16 protein-coding genes are annotated in these 20,063 nt (G+C 68.4%); 8 read left to right on the top strand and 8 right to left on the bottom strand.

What is annotated here, in order from left to right; all coding sequences use genetic code 11:
- Nucleotides 1-51: 51 nt before the first annotated feature.
- The 7 genes from DPR14_RS12170 to uraH are packed head-to-tail and all read right to left on the bottom strand — an operon-like array spanning nt 52 to nt 8,757.
- Entirely contained in the window at nt 52-984 is a 933-nt protein-coding gene (locus DPR14_RS12170; RefSeq protein ID WP_158045374.1) for an ABC transporter permease, read from the bottom strand.
- Nucleotides 981-2,084, bottom strand: a complete 1,104-nt coding sequence (locus DPR14_RS12165; protein WP_158045373.1) for an ABC transporter permease — start codon at nt 2,082-2,084, stop codon at nt 981-983. The genes DPR14_RS12170 and DPR14_RS12165 overlap by 4 nt, the downstream gene beginning before the upstream one ends.
- Entirely contained in the window at nt 2,074-3,660 is a 1,587-nt protein-coding gene (locus DPR14_RS12160) for an ABC transporter ATP-binding protein (protein WP_158045372.1), read from the bottom strand. Before DPR14_RS12160 ends, DPR14_RS12165 begins: the two co-directional genes overlap by 11 nt.
- Nucleotides 3,661-3,696: 36 nt before the next feature.
- Nucleotides 3,697-4,536: a xanthine dehydrogenase accessory protein XdhC gene (gene xdhC, locus DPR14_RS12155; RefSeq protein ID WP_158045371.1), complete on the bottom strand. Its 840-nt coding sequence runs from the start codon at nt 4,534-4,536 to the stop codon at nt 3,697-3,699.
- Nucleotides 4,533-6,875, bottom strand: coding sequence for a xanthine dehydrogenase molybdopterin binding subunit (xdhB, locus tag DPR14_RS12150; protein WP_158045370.1), 2,343 nt, complete (start codon nt 6,873-6,875; stop codon nt 4,533-4,535). The genes xdhC and xdhB overlap by 4 nt, the downstream gene beginning before the upstream one ends.
- The gene (gene xdhA / locus DPR14_RS12145; protein ID WP_158045369.1) at nt 6,868-8,340 is read right to left on the bottom strand and encodes a xanthine dehydrogenase small subunit; all 1,473 of its coding nucleotides are present in this window, start codon (nt 8,338-8,340) and stop codon (nt 6,868-6,870) included. Before xdhA ends, xdhB begins: the two co-directional genes overlap by 8 nt.
- Before the next feature lie 18 nt (nt 8,341-8,358).
- Nucleotides 8,359-8,757, bottom strand: coding sequence for a hydroxyisourate hydrolase (gene uraH, locus DPR14_RS12140; protein ID WP_158045368.1), 399 nt, complete (start codon nt 8,755-8,757; stop codon nt 8,359-8,361).
- A gap of 223 nt (nt 8,758-8,980) precedes the next feature.
- Here uraH and DPR14_RS12135 point away from each other — a divergent pair, with 223 nt between their 5' ends.
- From DPR14_RS12135 to DPR14_RS12105, 7 genes are all read left to right on the top strand, one after another.
- Nucleotides 8,981-10,714 carry an allantoate amidohydrolase gene (locus DPR14_RS12135; RefSeq protein ID WP_211103978.1) on the top strand — a complete coding sequence of 578 codons (1,734 nt, stop codon included), beginning with the start codon at nt 8,981-8,983 and terminating at the stop codon, nt 10,712-10,714.
- Nucleotides 10,715-10,932: 218 nt separating this feature from the next.
- Nucleotides 10,933-11,418 carry a MarR family transcriptional regulator gene (locus DPR14_RS12130; protein ID WP_158045366.1) on the top strand — a complete coding sequence of 162 codons (486 nt, stop codon included), beginning with the start codon at nt 10,933-10,935 and terminating at the stop codon, nt 11,416-11,418.
- A 10-nt stretch (nt 11,419-11,428) separates the two neighbouring features.
- The gene (locus DPR14_RS12125) at nt 11,429-13,438 is read left to right on the top strand and encodes an FUSC family protein (protein WP_158045365.1); all 2,010 of its coding nucleotides are present in this window, start codon (nt 11,429-11,431) and stop codon (nt 13,436-13,438) included.
- Nucleotides 13,439-13,451: 13 nt separating this feature from the next.
- Entirely contained in the window at nt 13,452-13,646 is a 195-nt protein-coding gene (locus DPR14_RS12120) for a DUF1656 domain-containing protein (protein ID WP_158045364.1), read from the top strand.
- Nucleotides 13,647-13,661: 15 nt separating this feature from the next.
- Nucleotides 13,662-14,546 (top strand): efflux RND transporter periplasmic adaptor subunit, encoded by an 885-nt coding sequence (locus DPR14_RS12115; RefSeq protein ID WP_158045363.1) that lies wholly within the window; start codon nt 13,662-13,664, stop codon nt 14,544-14,546.
- A gap of 154 nt (nt 14,547-14,700) precedes the next feature.
- A complete protein-coding gene (locus DPR14_RS12110; protein WP_211103977.1) occupies nt 14,701-16,062 on the top strand; it encodes a uracil-xanthine permease family protein in 1,362 nt (453 codons plus the stop codon).
- Nucleotides 16,063-16,107: 45 nt separating this feature from the next.
- Nucleotides 16,108-17,448, top strand: a complete 1,341-nt coding sequence (locus tag DPR14_RS12105) for an 8-oxoguanine deaminase (protein ID WP_158045362.1) — start codon at nt 16,108-16,110, stop codon at nt 17,446-17,448.
- Here the strand turns inward: DPR14_RS12105 and DPR14_RS12100 are convergent.
- Nucleotides 17,412-18,251, bottom strand: a complete 840-nt coding sequence (locus DPR14_RS12100; protein ID WP_246149336.1) for a phytanoyl-CoA dioxygenase family protein — start codon at nt 18,249-18,251, stop codon at nt 17,412-17,414. The two genes, DPR14_RS12105 and DPR14_RS12100, sit on opposite strands and share 37 nt — an antisense overlap.
- Before the next feature lie 565 nt (nt 18,252-18,816).
- On the opposite strand from DPR14_RS12100, the gene DPR14_RS12095 reads away from it, so the two are divergent.
- Nucleotides 18,817-20,061 carry an ABC transporter substrate-binding protein gene (locus DPR14_RS12095; RefSeq protein ID WP_158048111.1) on the top strand — a complete coding sequence of 415 codons (1,245 nt, stop codon included), beginning with the start codon at nt 18,817-18,819 and terminating at the stop codon, nt 20,059-20,061.
- The last annotated feature ends 2 nt before the right edge of the window (nt 20,062-20,063 follow it).

Raw genomic sequence — 20,063 nt, 5'->3', positions numbered from 1 at the left:
GTGAAGTCTACGTTGCCCTGCAGCAAACGCAGACCTCACGTCAGATGGGTCTCACACCGATGGGCGGAAAGGCTGTGCCAGGCAGGCCGGCGCCTGGAACCGGCCGCGCCACGGGCCGGCCGAGATGATCGTCAGCACCACGATGGTCGCCAGGTACGGCAGCATGGTGAACACCTGCCCCGGCAGCCCGAATCCCAGTCCGCCGCTTCCCTGCGCGTGGAGCTGAAGGATCGTGACGCCGCCGAAGATATAGGCCCCCAGCAGCACCCGGCCCGGTCGCCACGACCCGAACACGACCAGCGCCAGCGCGATCCAGCCGCGGCCCGACGTCATGTTCTCCGCCCACATGGGCGTGACCGACAGCGACAGGAAAGCGCCGCCCAGCCCCGCCATGGCGCCGCCGAACAGGGTCGCCAGATAGCGGACCCGGATCACCGGATGCCCGATCGAATGGGCCGACTCCGCGGATTCGCCGACCGCCCTCAGCACCATGCCGGCATGGGTCCGCTTCAGGAACCAGCCGACCGCCAGGGTCAGCGCCACGGACAGGTAGACCATGGCGTCGTACTGGAACAGCAGCGGCCCCACGACCGGCAGGTCGCTCACGCCGGGAATGTCCAGCTTGGGCAGGCCGGCGATGGGCATGCCGACGAAGCCGGCGCCGATCAGGGCGCTCAATCCGATGCCGAAGATGGTCAGGGCAAGACCCGTCGCCACCTGGTTCGCCATCAGGGTCAGCACCAGCACGCCGAAGACCAGCGCCAGCGCGGCACCGGCAAGCGCCGCCGAGCCGATCCCCAGGACCGCGCTCCCAGTCGTCATGGTCACGCCGAAACCGACCACCGCACCGATCAGCATCATGCCCTCGACGCCCAGGTTCAGCACGCCGGACCGCTCCACCACCAGTTCGCCCACGGCGGCGAACAGCATCGGCGTCGCGGCGATCACCACGGACACCGCGATCAGGACAAGGAAATCGATCATGTGGCGGCGACCTCCCTGCGGGGCTTGGCGGCTTGGTGCTTGGCCGACCGGAAGCGGATGCGGTAGCGGACCAGGAAGTCCGAGGCCAGCAGGTAGAACAGCAGCATCCCCTGGAAAACGCCCGTCGCCGCCTGCGGCAGTTGGGCATAGACCTGGGCGTTCTCGCCGCCGATATAGGAGATCGCCATCACCAGCCCGGCCAGGATGATCCCCAGCGGGTTGAGCCGCCCCAGGAACGCCACGATGATCGCGGTGAAGCCGTAGCCCGGGGTGAGCTGCGGCGTCAGTTGCCCGATCGGGCCGGCAACCTCGATCATGCCCGCCAGACCCGCCAGCGCCCCGGCCAGCAGCAGGCTGAACCAGACCGTTCCCTTCTGGCTGAACCCGGCGAAGCGGGCCGCCATGGGCGCCTGCCCGACCACCTTGACCTGGAAGCCGGTCACCGTGTGGGTCAGCAGCACCCAGGCCGCCACCGCGGCGAACAGCGCCACGAAGGCGCCGGCATGCAGCCGGGTGCCTTCCAGGACGATGGGGAGGATCGCCGCCTCGGTGAACAGCCGGCTCTGCGGAAAATTGAAGCCTTCCGGGTCGCGCCACGGCCCGTGGACCAGGATGCTCAGGACCAAAGTCGCGACATATGTCAGCATCAGGCTGGTCAGGATCTCGCTGACCTCGAACTTCGTCTTCAGGAACGCCGGGATCGCCGCCCACAGCATGCCTCCGGCGGCGCCCGCCACGAACATCAGCGGCAGGATCCAGAAACCCTCGTCCCCCCAGAAAGCCAGGGCCACGCCGGCCCCGAAGATGGCGCCGATGGTCAACTGCCCCTCGGCGCCGATGTTCCAGACATTGGCGCGGAAGCCAATGGCGAGCCCGGTCGCGATCAGGATCAGAGGTCCGGCCTTGACCGCCAGTTCCGCCAGGCCGAACCGGGTCTCCAGCGGCGACACCAGGAAGATGTACAGGGTCGATCCAGGGTTCAGCCCCAGGAACATGAACAGCAGGTATCCGGAGAGGATAGTCAGCGCGATCGCCAGCAGCGGCGTGCCGTAGACCAGCGATTTCGGGATCTCCCGCCGGGGTTCGAACTTAAGCGACATGCTGGGAGCCCCCCTTGTTCTCCGCCCCATGTGTTGCCGGCACTTCCGCCGACATCCCGTGCAGGCCGCCCATCAGCAGCCCGATCTCCTCCAGGGAGGCATCCGCCGTGTCGATCGCCTTCGACAGGGTGCCGACATTCAGCACCGCCAGCCGGTCGCACAGGGTCAGCAGCTCGTCCAGATCCTGGGAGACGACGGCGATGGCCGCCCCATTCTGCGCCAGGTTGAACAGCGCCTGGTGGATCGCCGCGGCGGCGCCGGCATCGACGCCCCAGGTCGGCTGGGCGATCACCAGCACCTCTGGAGCCTGGAGGATCTCGCGCCCGACGATGTATTTCTGAAGGTTGCCGCCCGACAGGCTGCGCGCCGCCGAATCAGGCCCGCGCGCCTTGACGCCGAACTCCTGGATGATCCGCTCGGCGAATGCCCGCGTCGCGTCCCGCCTGATCCAGCCGCGCAGCGCCAGCTTCATGCGGTTCCGCGCGCTGATCAGCGTATTCGACGCCAAGCTCATGTCGGGCACCGCGGCATGGCCGTTGCGCTCCTCCGGAACGCAGCACAGGCCCAGCGCCCGTCGCCGCTCCACGCCCAGGTCGCCCACCGGCTTGCCGTCCAGCCGGATGCTTTGCGGGTTCGCGACCGTCAGCTCGCCCGACAGCGCCCGCATCAACTCGTTCTGGCCGTTGCCGGCAACGCCGGCGATGCCGAAGATCTCCCCCGCCGCGACCTCGAACCCGACGCGCTTCAGCGTGGTCCCGAACGGCTGGTCGGTCGTCAGGTCCAGCGCCTCGACCGTGAACCGGGTGGCGGCCTTGGGCCGCGTCCCGCGCCGGGCCAGCGTCTTCAGCTCGGCGCCGATCATCATCTGCGCCATGCCGCGGGTGGATTCCACCGCCGGGTCGCACTCCCCGACCACCTTGCCGCCGCGCAGGATCGTCGCGTGGTCGCAGAGATCCTTGATCTCCTGGAGCTTGTGGCTGATGTAGAGGATCGAGCAGCCTTCCGACGCCAGCAGCCGCAGCGTGCCGAACAGCCGCTCGACCTCCTGCGGGGTCAGCACGGAAGTCGGCTCGTCCATGATCAGCAGCTTGGGATCCTGCAGCAGGCAGCGCACGATCTCGACCCGCTGGCGCTCGCCGACCGACAGAGTGTGGATCTCGCGCCTCGGGTCCAGCGGTAGTCCGTAGGCCTGCGACACCTCGACGACCCGCCCGGACAGGCTGCGCATGTCGGGCTTGCCTTCCAGCCCCAGCGCTATGTTCTCCAGCACCGTCATGCCGTCGAACAGCGAGAAGTGCTGGAACACCATGCCGATGCCGAGCCGGCGCGCCGCGTGCGGGTTGGCAAGCTGGACGGCCTGCCCGTTCCACAGCACCTCGCCCTCGTCCGCGTGGAGCACGCCGTAGATGATCTTCACCAGCGTGCTCTTGCCGGCGCCGTTCTCCCCCAGCAGCGCATGGATCTCGCCCGGCCGGACCGCGAAGCTGACGCCGTCGTTGGCGACGACCCCGGGAAATCGCTTGGTTATTCCGCGAAGCTCAAGACGGGGAGGAACCCCGCCGGCATCGTTGGTCATGTTTCACTCTCCCAGTTCGTCGGGACCCCGTTCCCTCTATGCCTCGGCGTTCGCGGGTTCTGATGCCTCTTTGGACGCTTCGGCGGTCGTTATCAAGAGTTCAGCCGCGACCAGCGCCGCGATCACGGCGGGGCGCTTGTCGCGGTGCAGCGCGGACCCGATCGGGCAGGTCAACCTGTCCAGCACGCCCGGTTCCCCCCCGTGGGCGGTGAAGGTCCGCTCGAACCGCCGCCGCTTGGTCGCCGAGCCGATCAGCCCGGCATAGGCGAAGTCCCCGCGCCGCAGCACCGCTTCCGTGATCTGGAAATCCAGCGCGTGCAGATGGGTCAGCACCAGATAGCAGGACCCCGGCGGCGCCTCGGCGATCCTGTCCAGGGGCGAATCCGTCACGACCCGGCGCACGTTCTCCCCCGGCATGGCTTGCGGGAACTCCTCCGCCCGCCCGTCGATCCACAGCACGTCCAGCGGCAGCGGCGCCAGCGCGGAAGCGATCGCCTTGCCCACATGCCCGGCGCCGAACAGCAGCACCCGCGGCAGCCTGGAGGCGGCGGCATTCTCCTCCGTCTCGATCCGATCCAGCAGCGCCGCGTCCGCCAGTTCCAGGCGAAGCGTCACATGGCCGCCGCAGCACTGGCCGATCGCGGGACCCAGCGGAACGTCCACCATCTCCTCGGGTCCAGCCATGGCCCGAGCCCGGGCGATCGCATCCCACTCCAGGCGGCCGCCCCCGATCGTTCCGGCAGTGGCCGCCGGACCGACCAGCATCCGCGCCCCCGGCTCGCGCGGGGTCGATCCCCGCGCTCCAGCCACCGTCACCAGCGCCGCGCGCTCGCCACGCTCCAGCATGGCCTTCAGCACCGGCGCCAGCCCGGTCATGCCGGCCGCTTTCCCGCCCGCAGGGCCTCGATCGCCGCCAGCACCTTCTCCGGCGTGGCCGGAGGATCGATCCTCGGGCATGTCGCGTAGTCGCCGACGCTCGCCACCGCGTCCGAGATCGCGTGGAGCACCGACATGCCGAGCATGAACGGGGGCTCGCCTACCGCCTTGGACCGGTAGACCGTGTCCTTGCGGTTCCGCGCGTTCTCCAGCAGGTGGACGTTGAAGATGCGCGGCCGGTCGCTGCAAGCCGGGATCTTGTAGGTGCTGGGGGCGTGGGTTCGCAGATGCCCGCGCTTGTCCCACCACAGCTCCTCCATGGTCAGCCAGCCCATGCCCTGGACGAAGCCGCCCTCGACCTGCCCGCGGTCCAGCGCCGGGTTCAGCGAATGCCCGACGTCGTGCAGGATGTCGACCCGGTCGACCCTGTACTCCCCGGTCAGCGTGTCGACGGTCACTTCCGCCGCCGCGGCACCGTAGGAGAAATAGTAGAACGGCTTGCCGCGCCCGGCCGCCCGGTCCCAGTGGATCTCCGGCGTCTTGTAGAATCCGGTGGACGAAAGCTGGATGCGCGCCATGTAGGCCGTCCGCACCAGGTCGCCGAACGGGATCTCCTGGTTGCCGATCCGCACCCGGTTGGGCAGGAACACCACCTGCTCGCGCGGCACGCCCCAGTTCTCCACCGCGAAGCCGATCAGCCGCTCCTTGATCGTGGCCGCCGCGTTCTGCGCCGCCTTGCCGTTCAGGTCGGCTCCCGACGACGCGGCGGTGGCCGAGGTATTCGGCACCTTGCCGGTCGTGGTCGCCGTGACCCGGACCTTCTCGATGTCGATCTGGAACTCCTCGGCGACGACCTGGGCGACCTTCACGTAAAGCCCCTGCCCCATCTCCGTCCCGCCATGGTTCAGGTGGACGGTGCCGTCGGTGTAGACATGGACCAACGCTCCGGCTTGGTTGTACTGGGTCGCGGTGAAGGAGATCCCGAACTTGACCGGCGTCAGCGCGATTCCTTTCCGCAGCCAGCCGCCCTTGGCGTTGTGCGCCCGGATCGCGTCGCGCCGAGCCTGGTAGTCCGCCCGCTCCTCCAGCGCCGCGACGATCTCCGGCGCGATGTTGTCCTCCACGGCCTGGTGATAGGGCGTCAGGTCCCGCCCCTCGCCGCCGTAGAAGTTCAGCTTGCGGATCTCCAGCGGGTCCTTGCCCACGGCATAGGCGACCTCTTCGATCACCCGTTCCGCCGCGACCATCCCCTGGGGACCGCCGAACCCGCGGAAAGCCGTGTTGGAGACCGTGTTGGTCTTCAGCGGCAGCGACTTCGCCGTGACCGCCTCGTAGAAATAGGTGTTGTCGCAGTGGAACAGCGCGCGGTCGGTCACCGGCCCCGACAGGTCGGCGGCGAACCCGCAGCGCGCGGCGAACAGGAACTCGACGCCCCTGATCCGCCCGTCGTCGTCGAAACCGACGCGGTAATCCACCTCGAAGTCGTGGCGCTTGCCGGTGATCACCATGTCGTCGTCGCGGTCCGGCCGAAGCTTGGCCGCCCGGCCAGTCTTCTTCGCCACCACGGCGGCCGTCGCCGCGAACAGGTTCGCCTGCGTCTCCTTGCCGCCGAACGCCCCGCCCATGCGCCGGACCTCGACCGCCACGGCGTTGGCCGGCACGTTCAGCACATGGGCGACGATGTGCTGGACCTCGCTCGGATGCTGGGTCGAGCAGTGGACCAGGACCTCGTCGTCCTCTCCGGGGATCGCCATGGCGATCTGGCCCTCCAGGTAGAAATGGTCCTGGCCGCCGATGGAGATCCTGCCCTCCAACTGGTGCTGCGCTTCGGCGATCGCCGCTTCCGACTCGCCCCGCTTCAGGATCATCGGCGGGAACACCACGGTCCCGCGCTCCCGCGCCTGGTCCAGGGTCAGGACCGGCTCCAGGTCCTCGTAGGTCGCGACCGCGAGCCGCGCCGCCCGTCGCGCCTGCTCCCGGGTTTCCGCCGCGACCGCGAACAGCGGCTGGCCCGCATACTCGATCAGGTCGGCGGCGAACAGCGGCTCGTCATGACGACCCATGCAGCTCACGTCGTTGACGCCCGGCACGTCCGCCGCCGTGACCACCTCGACCACGCCCGGCGCCGCTCTCACCGCCGACAGGTCCAGCGACACCAGCCGGGCATGGGGCCGGTCGCTCAGGCCGAGATAGATGTTCAGCAGACCGGCCGGCTCCCGGATGTCGTCCACATAGACGGCCTCGCCGGTAACGTGCTTGTGGGCGCTGTCGTGCCGCCGGTCGGAATGCACGGCGCCGGAAATGCGCTCGCCGAGACCCGCCTCCGTTGAATCAGGCATGGACCAGACTCCGGTCGCCGACCAGACGCGTATCGGCGTCGGGATCGGTGGTTTCCACATAGAGTTTCATGAGCAGGTTGGCGGCCACGGTCATCCGGTAGGACGCGCTCGCCCGCCAGTCGGTCAGCGGGGTGAAGTCCCGCGCCAGCGCCGCCATGGCGTCCCGCACGGTCGCCTCCGTCCACGGCCGCCCGACCAGCGCCTTCTCCGCCTCAGGCGCCCGCTTCGGCGTCGCGGCCATCCCGCCGAAGGCGATCCTGGCCTCCGCCACCGTGCCGCCGTCGATCCTGACCGAGAAGCAGGCGCACACCGCCGAGATGTCCTGGTCGAACCGCTTGGTGATCTTATAGGCACGGAACCGGGTGCCCGGCGCGGGTTTGGGCAGGATGACCGTCTCGACGAACTCGCCCGCCCGCCGGTCCTGCTTGCCGTAGTCGATGAAGAAATCCTCGATCGGCATCAACCGCCGGCCTTCCGCCGACCGCAGGACCAGCGTGGCGCCCGCCGCGATCAGGGCCGGCGGCGTGTCGCCGATCGGCGAGCCGTTGGCGATGTTGCCGCCGATCGTGCCGACGTTCCGGACCTGCACGGCCCCGATCCGCCGGATCAACTCGCCGAAATCCGGATAGAGCGCCGCGACCGGACCCCTGATGTCGGTATAGGTGGCGCCGGCCGCGATCTCCAGCGCGTCACCCGTATCCCGGATTTCCCGGAAGCCCCGGATACGGCCGGTGTAGATCACTATGTCCAGCACCCGCTGGAACTTGGTGATCCAGAGCCCGACGTCGGTCGCCCCCGAGACGATCCGGGCATCCGGATGCTCGGCCAGCAGATCCGCGAACGCCTCCAGGGTCGCCGGCGCATAGAACCGCCGCCCGCCCTTGCCGACGCGCAGCGTCTCGCCGTCCTGCAAGCCTGCCAGACGTTCCGCCGTGGCCGCGGCCTCCGCCGCGAAGCGGTCCGTCGCAGGAGCGCCCAGGCCATACATCCGCTCGCTCGCCGCGACGATCGGGGCATATCCCGTGCAGCGGCACAGGTTGCCGGCCAGCGCATCGTCGATGACCGCCCCGGTCGGCGCCTCATCGCCCTTGTACAGCGCGAACATCGACATGACGAAACCGGGCGTGCAGAAGCCGCACTGCGACCCGTGGCAATCCACCATGGCCTGCTGCACCGGGTGGAGCGCGCCGTCCGCCCCCTTCAGGTGCTCGACCGTCAGCACCTGGCAGCCGTCCAGCGTCGCCACGAAGCGGATGCAGGCGTTCACCGCCTCGTACCGGACCTTGCCGCCCTCCAGCCGGCCGACCACCACCGTGCAGGCGCCGCAGTCGCCTTCCGCGCAGCCTTCCTTGGTGCCGACCTTTCGCTCGCCGAGGCGCAGCCAGTCCAGGACTGTCAGGGTCGGATCGACCTCCCGGATCTCCGTCAGCCGGTCGCCCAGCAGAAACCTTACGCAATCGCGCATGGCGCGTCTCCCCTCGCTTCAGCTTCCGCGATATGTCGAATAGGCGAACGGGCTGACCAGCAGCGGAACATGGTAATGCGCGCTCGCGTCCGCGATCCCGAAACGCAGCGGGATGCTGTCGAGGAAGGGCGGATCGGGCAGATCGACCGCGATCTTCCGGAAATAGGCGTTCACTTCGAACACCAGCTCATAGATCCCTGTCCGCATCCGGTTTCCGGCAAGCAGCGGCGCGTCGCAGCGGCCGTCGCTGTTCGTCTTGGTCTCGGTGATCTTCTCCCTCGCGTCGCCGTCGATCCGGAACAGCGTCACCGCCATTCCCGCCGCCGGCGTTCCGTGCATGGTATCAAGCACATGGGTGGTGAGTCGTCCTCCGCTCGCCGTCCCCCCGCTCTCCGCCGTTCGTGAAGTCGCCACCATGTGTCTCTCCTTGCTCGCCCGTTTTCGACTTGTTATCGGTTTGCGGAGTTTCCTAAATTATTCTTTCACCACTCCATCTCCGCCGTCGACATCCCTTGGGCGGAAAGAGTTTCAAAACTTTCAGGAAGGTCATGCCACGGGGATGGCATTAGTTTGACGCTACGATCCTATTGGTGGAAGGGTGCAAATGTCTCCGGATAGTTCGAAGGGTCTCGCAACCGCCGTGCCAACGGATGCCACGCCGACCGACAAGGCCGCTGCCGATTTCGTCGCCCGCTTCGGCGGCGTGTTCGAACATTCGCCCTGGGTTGCCGAAACCGCCCTCGCCGCCGATCCCGCCATCGCCTTGGCCGACATACCGGCGCTCCATGCCGGAATGTGCGCCGCCGTGCGCGCCGCCGGACGGGACCGCCAGCTGGCCCTTCTCCGGGCTCATCCGGACTTGGCCGGCAAGCTCGCCGTCGCCGGCCGGCTGACGGCGGATTCCGCCTCGGAGCAGGCCGGCGCCGGCCTCGACCGGTGCACGCCGGAGGAGTTCGAGCGCCTTCAGGTGCTTAACGACGCCTATAAGGAAAAGTTCGGCTTTCCCTTCATCATCGCCGTCCGGGGCCTGACCCGCGCCGACATCCTCGACGCCTTCCAGCATCGAATCCACAACACGCCGGAGCAGGAGTTCGAGACCGCTCTGGCCCAGGTCGAACGGATCGCCCTCCTCCGCCTCCATCAGATGGGTCCCTCGCCCGGCAGGACCCTGATGGACCGGCTCGACCGGTTCGCCGCCATCTCCGCGGAGCCCGATGCCCTGACCCGGCTGTTCCTGACGCCCGAGCACCGCGCCGCCGCCGACCGGCTGATGACCTGGATGACCGAAGCCGGCATGACAGCCCGCATCGACCCGGCCGGCAACGTCGTCGGCCGGTACGAGGGCACCCGGCCCGGCCTGCCGGCGCTTCTGATCGGCTCCCACATCGACACCGTGCGCAACGCCGGCAAGTATGACGGCAACCTGGGCGTCCTGGCCGGCGTCGCGGCCGTCGCCGAGCTGCACCGGTCCGGCGAACGCCTCCCCTTCGCCGTCGAGGTGATCGGCTTTGGCGACGAGGAAGGCGTCCGCTTCCCCGTGACCCTGACCGGCAGCCGCGCCCTGGCCGGCCGCTTCGACCCCGCCGCGCTCGGCGCGACCGATGCCGAGGGCGTCGCTTACGCCGACGCCCTGCGCGCCTTCGGCGGCGATCCCGATGCCATCGCCTCCGCCGCACGCGATCCCGCCGACATCCTCGCCTATGTCGAGGCGCATATCGAGCAGGGTCCGGTGTTGGAATCCGAAAACCTCGGCATCGGCATCGTCACCGGCATCAACGGCGCCTCCCGCTACACGGTGACCGTCTCCGGGACCGCCGAGCACGCCGGCACCGTCCCCATGCCGCTTCGCCGCGACGCCCTGGCGGGAGCCGCCGAGATGGTCCTGGCGGTCGAACGCCACGCCCGGGCGGTTCCCGACCTCGTCGCCACGGTCGGCAGGATCGAGGCCAGGCCCGGCGCCGTGAACGTGATCCCGGGCGGCGCGGTCTTCACCATCGACATCCGCTCTCCCGACGATGCCGCCCGTATCGCCGCGATGGAAGCAATCGCCGACGATTTCGCCGCCATCGCCGCCCGCCGCGACCTGACCCACGCGATCGAGAAAACCCACGAAGCCCCCGCGACGGCCTGCGCCGCGGAGCTGATCGAGCAGCTTTCCGCAGCCGTTCGCCGCTGCGGCCTGCCTCCCCGCCGCCTGCCCAGCGGCGCCGGCCACGACGCCATGGCGGTCGCATCCCTCTGCCCGGTCGGCATGCTCTTCACCCGCTGCCGCAGCGGCATCAGCCACAACCCCGCGGAATCCATCACCGTCGAAGACGCAGATTTGACCGTCCGCGTCCTCCTGGACTTCATCCGCCATTTCAGGGATCGATAGCATACTACTTTGATAAAACGCATGAATCAGAAACCAGTAAGTCGAATCGACCTCAAAGAATGGGGTCGGAGTCAATTTTCAGCCCGTTCGATCCCATTCGCCGACGGCATATCAGCAACCCGCCTGGCCCGTGCCTTCCCGCCCGCCGCGTCCTTGAACGGCCGCGGACCCGGTCGATATGTTAGCGTCCTAATAATCAGTTCGCTTGGTTCCGTATCATGACCGCCAAAACCGCCACCCTCAGGGCGACCTTCGGGTTTCGCCTGGCGCGGATCGCGCGCCACTGGCGCCGGGAGATCGACGACGGTCTCCGCCCCTACGGGTTGACCGAGGCCACCTGGCTGCCGCTGCTGCATCTGTCCCACATGGGGAACGAGGCGAAGCAGAAGGATCTCGCCGCCTCGCTCGACATCGAGGGCGCCTCGCTGGTCCGGCTGCTCGACGCGCTGGAGTCCTCGGGCCTGATCGAGCGTTTCGACCACGAGACCGACCGCCGCGCGAAGGTGGTCCGGCTGACCGCGCGCGGCCTCGACCTGCTGGACGGCGTCAACGGCGTCGCCGCCGGGATCCGCCGGCGCCTGCTGCTCGGCGTGCTCGACGACGAGATCGCCTCGACGCTCCGGATCTTCGACCGGATCGAGCAGAGCTACTGCCTCGACCATCCGGACGAAGAGGCTCAGGAAGCCAAGCGGGCGGCTGGCTGAAGCGCCGTCCATGTTCCTTCTCGAACCCCGGAACCTGTTGTTCGCGGCGAAGGCGTACGGCGCCGCGATGCTGGCGCTCTACATCGCCTTCGCGATGGACCTGCCCCACCCGTCCTGGTCGATGCTGACGGTATTCGTCGTGGCGCAGCCGCTGGCGGGGATGGTCCAGTCCAAGGCCGCCTACCGGGTGATCGGCACCATCGTCGGATCGAGCTTCGCGGTCCTGGCGATCACCGCCTTCGACGGCTCGCCGGAGCTGCTGAGCCTCGCGCTGGCGCTGTGGGTCGGCCTCTGCGTCTACGCCACCGTGCTGGAAAGGACGCCGCGCGGCTACGCCTTCATGCTGGCCGGCTACACCGCAGGCTTCGTGGCCTTTCCCATCGTGGATACTCCGGCGATCATCTTCGACACGGCCATCGCCCGCTGCCAGGAGATCATCCTGGGAATCCTGTGCATGGTGGTGGTCAGCCAGGTCGTCTTCCCCCAGCGGGTCGGCCCCCAGCTCATGGAACGGCTGGGCGCCTGGCTGAACGATGCCGGCCGCTGGTCGTCTGACGTGCTGACCGAGCGGGCCGCCGATACCGCGGGAGAGGCCGACCGGCACCGGCTGATCGTCAACGCCGCCGCCCTCGACGCGCTGCGCGTCCACGCCAGCTACGACACTCCCGAGCTTCGGGGAGCGGACGCAGGCATCCGCCGGCTCCAGCGCCGGCTCCAGATGCTGCTGTCCAACGCGGTGTCCATCCAGGACCGGCTCCGCACTCTGCACCGGACCCGTCCCGACCTGGAGGAGGCGTGGCATCCCCTTCTCGCCGACGCGGCATCCTGGATCGACGCGTCCGCCACAGCCGACCGGCTGGACAGGCAGCGGTCCCGCGACGACCTTCTCGCCCGGATCGGTGCCGCCGCTCCGTCCGACATCGAGATCCGCCGCGACGCAGACGCCATGCTGGTGCGCTCGCTGTCGGCACGGATGCGCGACCTGATCCTCTACTGGGATGAAAGCCTGGCGCTCCGCGACGCGATCGCGGCCGGGGAGCGCGTCGCCGCCCGCGAGGACGTGCCCTCCTTGCACCGCGATCACCTGCCCGCCGCCCTGTCCGGCGCCGCGGCATCCGTCGCGGTCCTGCTGTGCACCGGCTTCTGGATCGCCACGGGATGGTCGCACGGGTATCTGGCGGCGATGATGGCCGGCGTCGGCGCCAGCCTGTTCGCGACGCTCGACAATCCGGCCGGCGCGGCCGCCAAGTTCCTCAACCTCGCGATCGTCGCCATGCTGCTCGCCGGCAGCTACCTGCTGTTCGTCCTGCCGGCGGTCACCAGCTTCCCGATGCTGGTGGTGACGCTGGCGCCGGTCTTCATCCCGCTCGCCGCCGCCATAGCCGTGCCAATCCACATGCCGGTGGCCTTGCCGGTCCTCCTGACGACGGCGGCGACCCTGGCGCTCCAGAACACCTACACGATCGACTTCGCCGAGTTCCTGAACGGCGGGATCGCCCAGGTGGTCGGTCTCGGCTCGGCAGTCGTGGCGCTGTCGCTGACCCGCTCGCTCGGCGCGGACTGGACCGTCGGCAGACTGACGGGGGCCGTCCGGCGCGACCTGGCCCGCTTGGCCGGTGACGACGGCAGTCTCGACCGCCGTCGGTTCGAAGGCCGCATGTACGACCGCCTGAGCGGCCTCGTGCCCCGGCTGGCCCTGGTTTCCGCCAGGCCGGAGGGGCAGCACCTGATGCGCGACGCGCTGGCCGGCCTGCGCGTCGGCCTCAACCTGCTGGCGCTCCGCCGCGACCGCGACATGCTCCCGGCCGAGGCTACGGCGGAGCTGTCGCGGGTGCTCGCAGCGGTCCGCGGCCACTTCGCAGGAGCCTGTGGCGACCGGTCGATGGACGACCTCCACATGGCGCTCGACGGCGCCCTGTCGCGCCTGTCCGCGATGGAGACCGGACCGGCCGGCACCGAAGTGCTGCTGTCGCTGTTTGGCATCCGGCAGGCGCTCGTCCATTTCCAACGGCCGGCGTGATCAAGGATACGCCATGAAGGAACTCGACATCGCCGGCATCTATGTCACGCCGATCCTCGGCTGGACGCTGATCGCGCTCGTGGTCTGGACGATGCTGCGTCGCCTGATCGACCGCTTCGGCGCATCGCGCTGGATCTGGCATCGCGGCCTGTTCGACGCGGCACTGTTCGTCATCGTCCTGGGCGGCGTGGCGGCGGTCGCCGGATAACGGAATCATACGAAAATGAAATTCACGATCCCCCTCGCCCGCATCGCCGTCACGCTGGTCACGGTGGCCGTAGCCGCCGTCGTCGGCTGGTACCTATGGGACTACTACATGGCCCAGCCCTGGACCCGGGACGGCCGCGTGCGCGCCGATGTGATCCAGGTCTCCCCGGACGTCTCCGGCGTCGTCGCCCGCGTCCAGGTCCGCGACAACCAGCATGTCCGGCGCGGCGACCAGCTGTTCACGATCGACCAGGACCGCTACCGGCTGGCGGTCGAGCAGGCCCAGGCGCTGGTCGATAGCCGCCGCGCCGACATGGTGCGGCACGAGCGCGACATGGACCGGCAGCACCGACTGAGCGGCGGCGTGGTCTCCGTCGCCGACCGGGAAGCGGCCGAGTCCGCCTTCGCCATCGCCCGGGCGAGTTTCCGCCAGGCCCAGGCGGACCTGGAAATGGCGAGGCTGAACCTGGAACGCACCGACGTGCGGGCAGTCGCCGACGGCTATGTCACCAACCTGGAGCTTCATGCCGGCGACTACGTGCAGTCCGGAAGCCCTGCCCTGGCCCTGGTCGACAGCGGCTCCTTCCATGTCTTGGGATATTTCGAGGAGACGAAGCTGCCGCGCATCCGCGAGGGTGCGCGGGTCTCGGTGGCGCTGATGGGCCACGACCGGACGTTCGAGGGCCACGTGGACAGCATCGCGAGCGGCATCGTGGACCGCGAGCGCAGCCAGAGTCCCGACTTGCTGGCGAACATCAACCCGACCTTCACCTGGGTTCGCCTCGCCCAGCGCATCCCCGTCCGGATCACCCTGGACAATGTCCCGGAGGAATGGCGGCCCAGGGCGGGTTTGACCGCGACCGTGACAATCCTTCCGGACACGGCTCCCGCAGAGCGGTAGGCTTCCTCCGCCATAACCTGCCACGATTATTTGAAGGTGTTTCGGGCAGAAGGCGGATTGTCCGCCTGATCCAACGCACGGACTATTCCCGGGCAAGTTCCACGCGAGGCATGCAAAAGACAACAAGAGCCTCGATCAGAAGCCGGGAGGGAACGTGACAGCCGAAACCCTGAACAAGAGCGAAGAGATCGCCGCCGCCGCCGATCCGGAACGGGGCGACCGCTCCGCCGACATCGACTACATGCCGCCCCTGGCCCAGGCGGTGCCGCTGGGTATCCAGCACGTGCTCGCCATGTTCGTCGGCAACGTGACGGTGCCGATCATCCTGGCCAAGGCCGTGGGCGCCACGCCGGACCAGATCGTGTTCCTGGTCCAGGCGGCCATGTTCGTGGCCGGCGTGGCGACGCTGGTGCAAACCCTCGGCATCGGGCCGGTCGGCGCCAAGCTGCCGATCGTCATGGGCACCAGCTTCGGGTTCGTCCCGGTCATGATCCCGATCGCCCAGGCCTACGGCCTGCCCGCCGTCATGGGCGGCGCGCTGGTCGGCGGCCTGCTGATGGCGGGCGCCGGCCTGTACATCCGCCGGATCAACTTCCTGTTCCCGCCGGTCGTGACCGGAACCTTCGTGGTGATGATCGGCATGATCCTGCTGCCGGTCGGCTTCGCCTATGTCGGCGGCGGCTTCGGCGCCGCCGACTTCGGAGCGCCCCGCCACCTGCTGCTGGCAGCCCTGGTATTCGGCGTGACCCTGGTGTTCCACCAGTTCTTCAAGGGCTTCCTGGCCATGTCGGCCGTGCTGATCGGGCTGCTGGTGGGATACTTCGCCGCCATCCCGCTCGGGCTGGTGGATTTCGCCAAGGTCGGGGATGCCGGCTGGTTCCAGCTGCCGCAACCCTTGGCGATCGGGATCGAATTCCACGCCGCCGCGATCGTCGCCATCGGCCTGATGGCCGTCGTCACGGTGGCCGAGTCCATCGGCGACATCGCGGGCACCGCGATCGGCGGCGCCAACCGCGAGCCGACCCGGCGCGAGCTTTCGGGCGGCGTCATGGCCGACGGGCTGATGAGCAGCTTCGCCGCCGTCTTCAACGCCTTCCCCCAGATCAGCTTCAGCCAGAATGTCGGGCTGGTCGCGCTGACCGGCGTCGCAAGCCGCTTCGTGGTGGCGATCGGCGGCCTCTTCCTGATCGTGGCCGGGTTGCTGCCCAAGCTGGGCGCCCTGGTGTCGACCGTGCCCAACGCCGTGCTGGGCGGGGCCGTCGTGATCATGTTCGGCCTGATCACCAGCGCCGGCATGAAGATGCTGAGCCGGATCGATTTCAACAAGCGCAACATGCTGATCATCGGCGTCTCGCTCGCCGTCGCGATCGGCCTGCCGGCCCAGAAAGGCCTGATCGCCGTGGCGCCGGACGGCTTGCAGACGATCCTGGAATCCGGTCTGATCCCCGGTGCGATCGCCGCGATCCTGCTCAACCTCCTGCTGCCCCAGGGCGGCGGCGAGGACGAAGGCCACTGATCGGCCAGCCCCAGCCCCTGACCATCACGAAAAAGGACCGACCCGATGCGGCTCTGGATCAAGGACCCCCTCGCCATCCTGGCCGATGGCGCTGACCGCGGGATCGTCGTCGAGGAGGGCCGCATCGTCGAACGGGTGGCGGCGGGTCGGGAACCCGCCGTCCCCGCCGATCAGGTGTTCGATGCGGGCGACCATGTCGTCCTCCCCGGCCTGATCAACACCCACCACCATTTCTACCAGACTCTGACGCGAGCCCTGCCCGCCGCCCTGGACAAGGAGCTGTTCCCCTGGCTCAAGGCGCTCTATCCCGTCTGGGCCCGACTCGACGCGCGGGCCCTGGAATCAGCGGTCACGGTGGCGATGGCGGAGCTGATGCTGTCCGGCTGCACCACGACCACCGACCATCACTACGTCTTCCCCGCCGGGCTGGAGAACGCGATCGACATCGAAGTCGGCGTGGCCCGCCGACTGGGCATGCGCGCCGTGCTCACCCGGGGCTCCATGAACCTGTCGGAGCGCGACGGCGGCCTGCCGCCGGACGGCGTTGTCCAGGACGAGGACACCATCCTGGAGGATAGCCGGCGCCTGATCGAGGCACACCACCAGCGGGGCGACGGGGCGATGATCCAGATAGCGCTGGCACCCTGCTCGCCCTTCTCCGTGACCCGATCGCTGATGACCCGGACGGCTGAGCTGGCGGACCGGCATGACGTGCGCCTGCACACCCACCTTGCCGAGACGGAGGACGAGAACGCCTTCTGCCTGGAGACCATGGGCCGTCGCCCGCTCGATTACCTGGAAGACTGCGGCTGGCTCAGCGGCCGCGTCTGGTTGGCGCACGGCATCCATTTCACCCCCGCCGAAATCGACCGGCTGGCCGCCGCCGGTACGGCGGTCACCCACTGCGCATGCAGCAACCAGGTGCTGGCGTCCGGCATGTGCCCGGTCCACGGGATGGAACGCGCAGGCGTGAAGGTCGGTCTCGGCGTGGACGGTTCGGCGTCGGCCGACAGCTCCAACCTGATGCAGGAGGTCCGGGCCGCCTTCCTGCTCCAGCGCCTGCAGTACGGCGTGGCGGCGGTCAGCCACCGCGACGCGCTGCGCTGGGCGACCGCCGGCTCGGCGGCCTGCATCGGCCGGACGGACCTCGGCACCATCGCGGAGGGACTCCAGGCCGACCTCGCCCTGTTCAAGCTGGACGAGCTGCGTTTCGCCGGGCACGGCGACCCTTTGGCGGCACTGGTGCTGTGCGGCGCCCACCGGGCCGACCGCGTCATGATCGCCGGACGCTGGACGGTCGAGGACGGCCGGATCCCGGGTCTCGACGCCGCAGAGCTTGCCCGCACCCATCAGTCCGTCACGCGCCGGATGACGGCCGACGCCTGAACCTCAGTTGTCCAATGCGGCCCCTGTCGGCTCGAACCCCCTGAGCGGCATGTCGGCGGACCGCTGGAGCCAGTTGTCCTCGGGTAGTGGCAGGCGCCGTCGATCACATGGAGGGCATAGGCGCCGCGCGGGCGGGGCGACTTGTTGGCGCCGCTCCGGTGCGGCGTCAGTCCGTGCATCAGGATCATCGTGCCTGCCTCGGCTTCCAGCGGCACGAAATCGGCGGTCGAAAAATCGTCTGGCCCGCCCAGGCGCTCCAGGGCTGCACCACCTTCGGGCCGGCGGCGGAAGCGTGACAACAGCCCGCGCCGCTGCCCTCCCGGCTCGACCCAGATGCAGCCGTTGTCCGTCGTCGCGTCTTCCAGCGCGAACCAGAAACCCAGGACGCTCTGGGGCTCGGTATAGAGCCAGGTCGCATCCTGGTGGTTGACGATCTCGCCGCCGGTATGCGCCTGCTTGAAGATCACCATCGACTGGAGCAGCCGCGGATCGGTCATCCCGAGTTGATGGCAGATGCGTCCCAGGCGCGGATCGCGCGAGAAACCGTCGAACAGCGGGTCCAGGTCGTGGAGGGCATGGCCGATCTTGTCCACGCCCTGCCAGGCCGGATCGTGGGATCCGCCCGACACCGGCTGTTCACGATCGAAGAAGATCCTGATCTTGTCGCCGGAGGTCAGGAAGTACCCCTCGTGTTCGGCGTCACCCAGCTTCGGCAGGAACGCCATCCGCTTCACCTCCCAGGCGAGTTGCGCGGCGAGTGCCCGTGAATAGTCGAGAAGTGCTTGACATTCGGCACGCGGCACGAAGCGGTGCAGCGCCAGATATCCATTCGACCGAAACGCGGCAATCTGTTCCTTACTCAACACCGGATCGTTCCTTGGCTGAGGATCAGGCGACGGCGGTGGAATTGCTCCCGACTTCCGCGGCTCTCGCCCGAGCCATGGCTACATACTAAGTAATATCCCTATCGACAGCTTAAGACCGATGTACAGGCCCTGACAGGCGGATGCTCTTAAACCGGCCATGTATACAAGGGTCCGCCACCCCCTCCCCAAAAACTTCAGAAGCATATTCCTAATTCATTATTTCCAAGCTTGGCAGCGCGGAACTCCATCAAACCATTTTACAATGTCCGACAGTCTCACGCCTTATGTGAAGCTACGAAGTACTTTTGCGAGGTATGACGCCTTTTGTACAGGTTCCTGTCCATAAGTCGCCCCGGTGTTCCGAGGGGTGCCAGCTTCCGCTCCCGTCATTTCCAACCCGTCGGCAAAACAGAATGGTGGATCGGACGCCCCGCCTGGGGATAAACAAGCGCATCCGATTTCCCGTCTCCACGCGGCGGTCAAGACCCACAGGAACCCGATGATGCCGGATTTCAACAAGACGCGATCGCGCCGGAGCTTGCTCGGCGGTCTTCTCCAGTGCGCAGCCGCCCTGGCTCTCGTCACCGCACCCGCCGTCTCCGGCAAGGCCCATGCCGCCGATCCCGTCCGGATCGGCGAGATCAACAGCTACACCGGCCTGCCGGCCTTCACCATCCCCTATCGCCAGGGCTGGGAACTGGCGGTGGAGCAGATCAACGCCGGGGGAGGCGTGCTGGGCGGCCGCATGCTCCAGGTCGTCTCGCGGGACGACGCGGGCAAGCCCGACGACGCAGTTCGAGTCGCCAACGAACTGGTATCGAGCGGGAAGGTCGACGTCCTCGCCGGCACCTTCTTCAGCCATGTCGGCCTGGCGGTCAGCGACTATGCCCTCCGGACCCGGAAGCTTTTCGTCGCGGCGGAACCGCTGACCGACGCCCTGACGTGGGAGAAGGGCAACCGCTACACCTTCCGCCTGCGGCCCTCGACCCACATGCAGGCCGCCATGCTGGTGGAACGGGCGGCGGCCCTGCCGGCCAGGCGCTGGGCCACCGTCGCGCCGAACTACGAATACGGCCAGTCCGCCGTCGCCGTGTTCAAGCAGCTCCTCCTGGAGAAGCGTCCCGACGTCCGGTTCGTCGCCGAGCAGTGGCCCGCCCAGGGCAAGATCGACGCGGGCTCGACCGTCCAGGCGCTGGCCGCCGCCGAGCCGGAAGCCATCTTCAACGTGACCTTCGGTCCCGACCTCGCCCGGTTCGTGCGCGAAGGGACGACCCGCGGGCTGTTCGAGGGCATCTCCGTCGTCAGCCTGCTGACGGGGGAGCCGGAGTATCTCGACCCCATGAAGGGAGAGGCGCCGGAGGGATGGATCGCGACCGGGTACCCCTGGGACCAGATCGAGCAGCCGGCCCACAAGGCTTTCCTGGACGCCTACCGGGCGCGCTTCAACGACTATCCGCGGCTGGGATCGGTGGTGGGATACACCACCATGAAGTCGATCGCCGCGGCCATCGAGAAGGCCGGCTCGACCGATACCGAGGCGCTGGTCGAGGCCATGAAGGGGTTGCAGGTGGACAGCCCCTTCGCGCCGATCACCTTCCGCGCCCTCGACCACCAAGCCACCATGGGCGCCTATGTCGGCACGATCGCGGTCAGGGACGGCAAGGGCACCATGACCGGGTGGCGCTATGCCGACGGCGCCGACTACCTGCCTCCCGACGAGGTCGTGATGCAGCGACGGCCGCGGTAGAC

The sequence above is a fragment of the Skermanella pratensis genome, from assembly GCF_008843145.1.
Lineage (GTDB): Bacteria > Pseudomonadota > Alphaproteobacteria > Azospirillales > Azospirillaceae > Skermanella > Skermanella pratensis.
Note: the sequence above shows the minus strand (reverse complement) of the source record. Positions and strands in the feature narration are given on the sequence as shown.

Bases quoted from the DNA above. Each gene is read 5' to 3' on its own strand.
- xdhA (WP_158045369.1), bottom strand. From the start codon at position 8,340: ATGCGCGATTGCGTAAGGTTTCTGCTGGGCGACCGGCTGACGGAGATC.
- xdhB (WP_158045370.1), bottom strand. From the start codon at position 6,875: ATGCCTGATTCAACGGAGGCGGGTCTCGGCGAGCGCATTTCCGGCGCC.
- DPR14_RS12115 (WP_158045363.1), top strand. From the start codon at position 13,662: ATGAAATTCACGATCCCCCTCGCCCGCATCGCCGTCACGCTGGTCACG.
- DPR14_RS12170 (WP_158045374.1), bottom strand. From the start codon at position 984: ATGATCGATTTCCTTGTCCTGATCGCGGTGTCCGTGGTGATCGCCGCG.
- uraH (WP_158045368.1), bottom strand. From the start codon at position 8,757: ATGGTGGCGACTTCACGAACGGCGGAGAGCGGGGGGACGGCGAGCGGA.
- DPR14_RS12095 (WP_158048111.1), top strand. From the start codon at position 18,817: ATGCCGGATTTCAACAAGACGCGATCGCGCCGGAGCTTGCTCGGCGGT.
- DPR14_RS12130 (WP_158045366.1), top strand. From the start codon at position 10,933: ATGACCGCCAAAACCGCCACCCTCAGGGCGACCTTCGGGTTTCGCCTG.
- xdhC (WP_158045371.1), bottom strand. From the start codon at position 4,536: ATGACCGGGCTGGCGCCGGTGCTGAAGGCCATGCTGGAGCGTGGCGAG.
- DPR14_RS12105 (WP_158045362.1), top strand. From the start codon at position 16,108: ATGCGGCTCTGGATCAAGGACCCCCTCGCCATCCTGGCCGATGGCGCT.
- DPR14_RS12125 (WP_158045365.1), top strand. From the start codon at position 11,429: ATGTTCCTTCTCGAACCCCGGAACCTGTTGTTCGCGGCGAAGGCGTAC.
- DPR14_RS12165 (WP_158045373.1), bottom strand. From the start codon at position 2,084: ATGTCGCTTAAGTTCGAACCCCGGCGGGAGATCCCGAAATCGCTGGTC.
- DPR14_RS12160 (WP_158045372.1), bottom strand. From the start codon at position 3,660: ATGACCAACGATGCCGGCGGGGTTCCTCCCCGTCTTGAGCTTCGCGGA.
- DPR14_RS12120 (WP_158045364.1), top strand. From the start codon at position 13,452: ATGAAGGAACTCGACATCGCCGGCATCTATGTCACGCCGATCCTCGGC.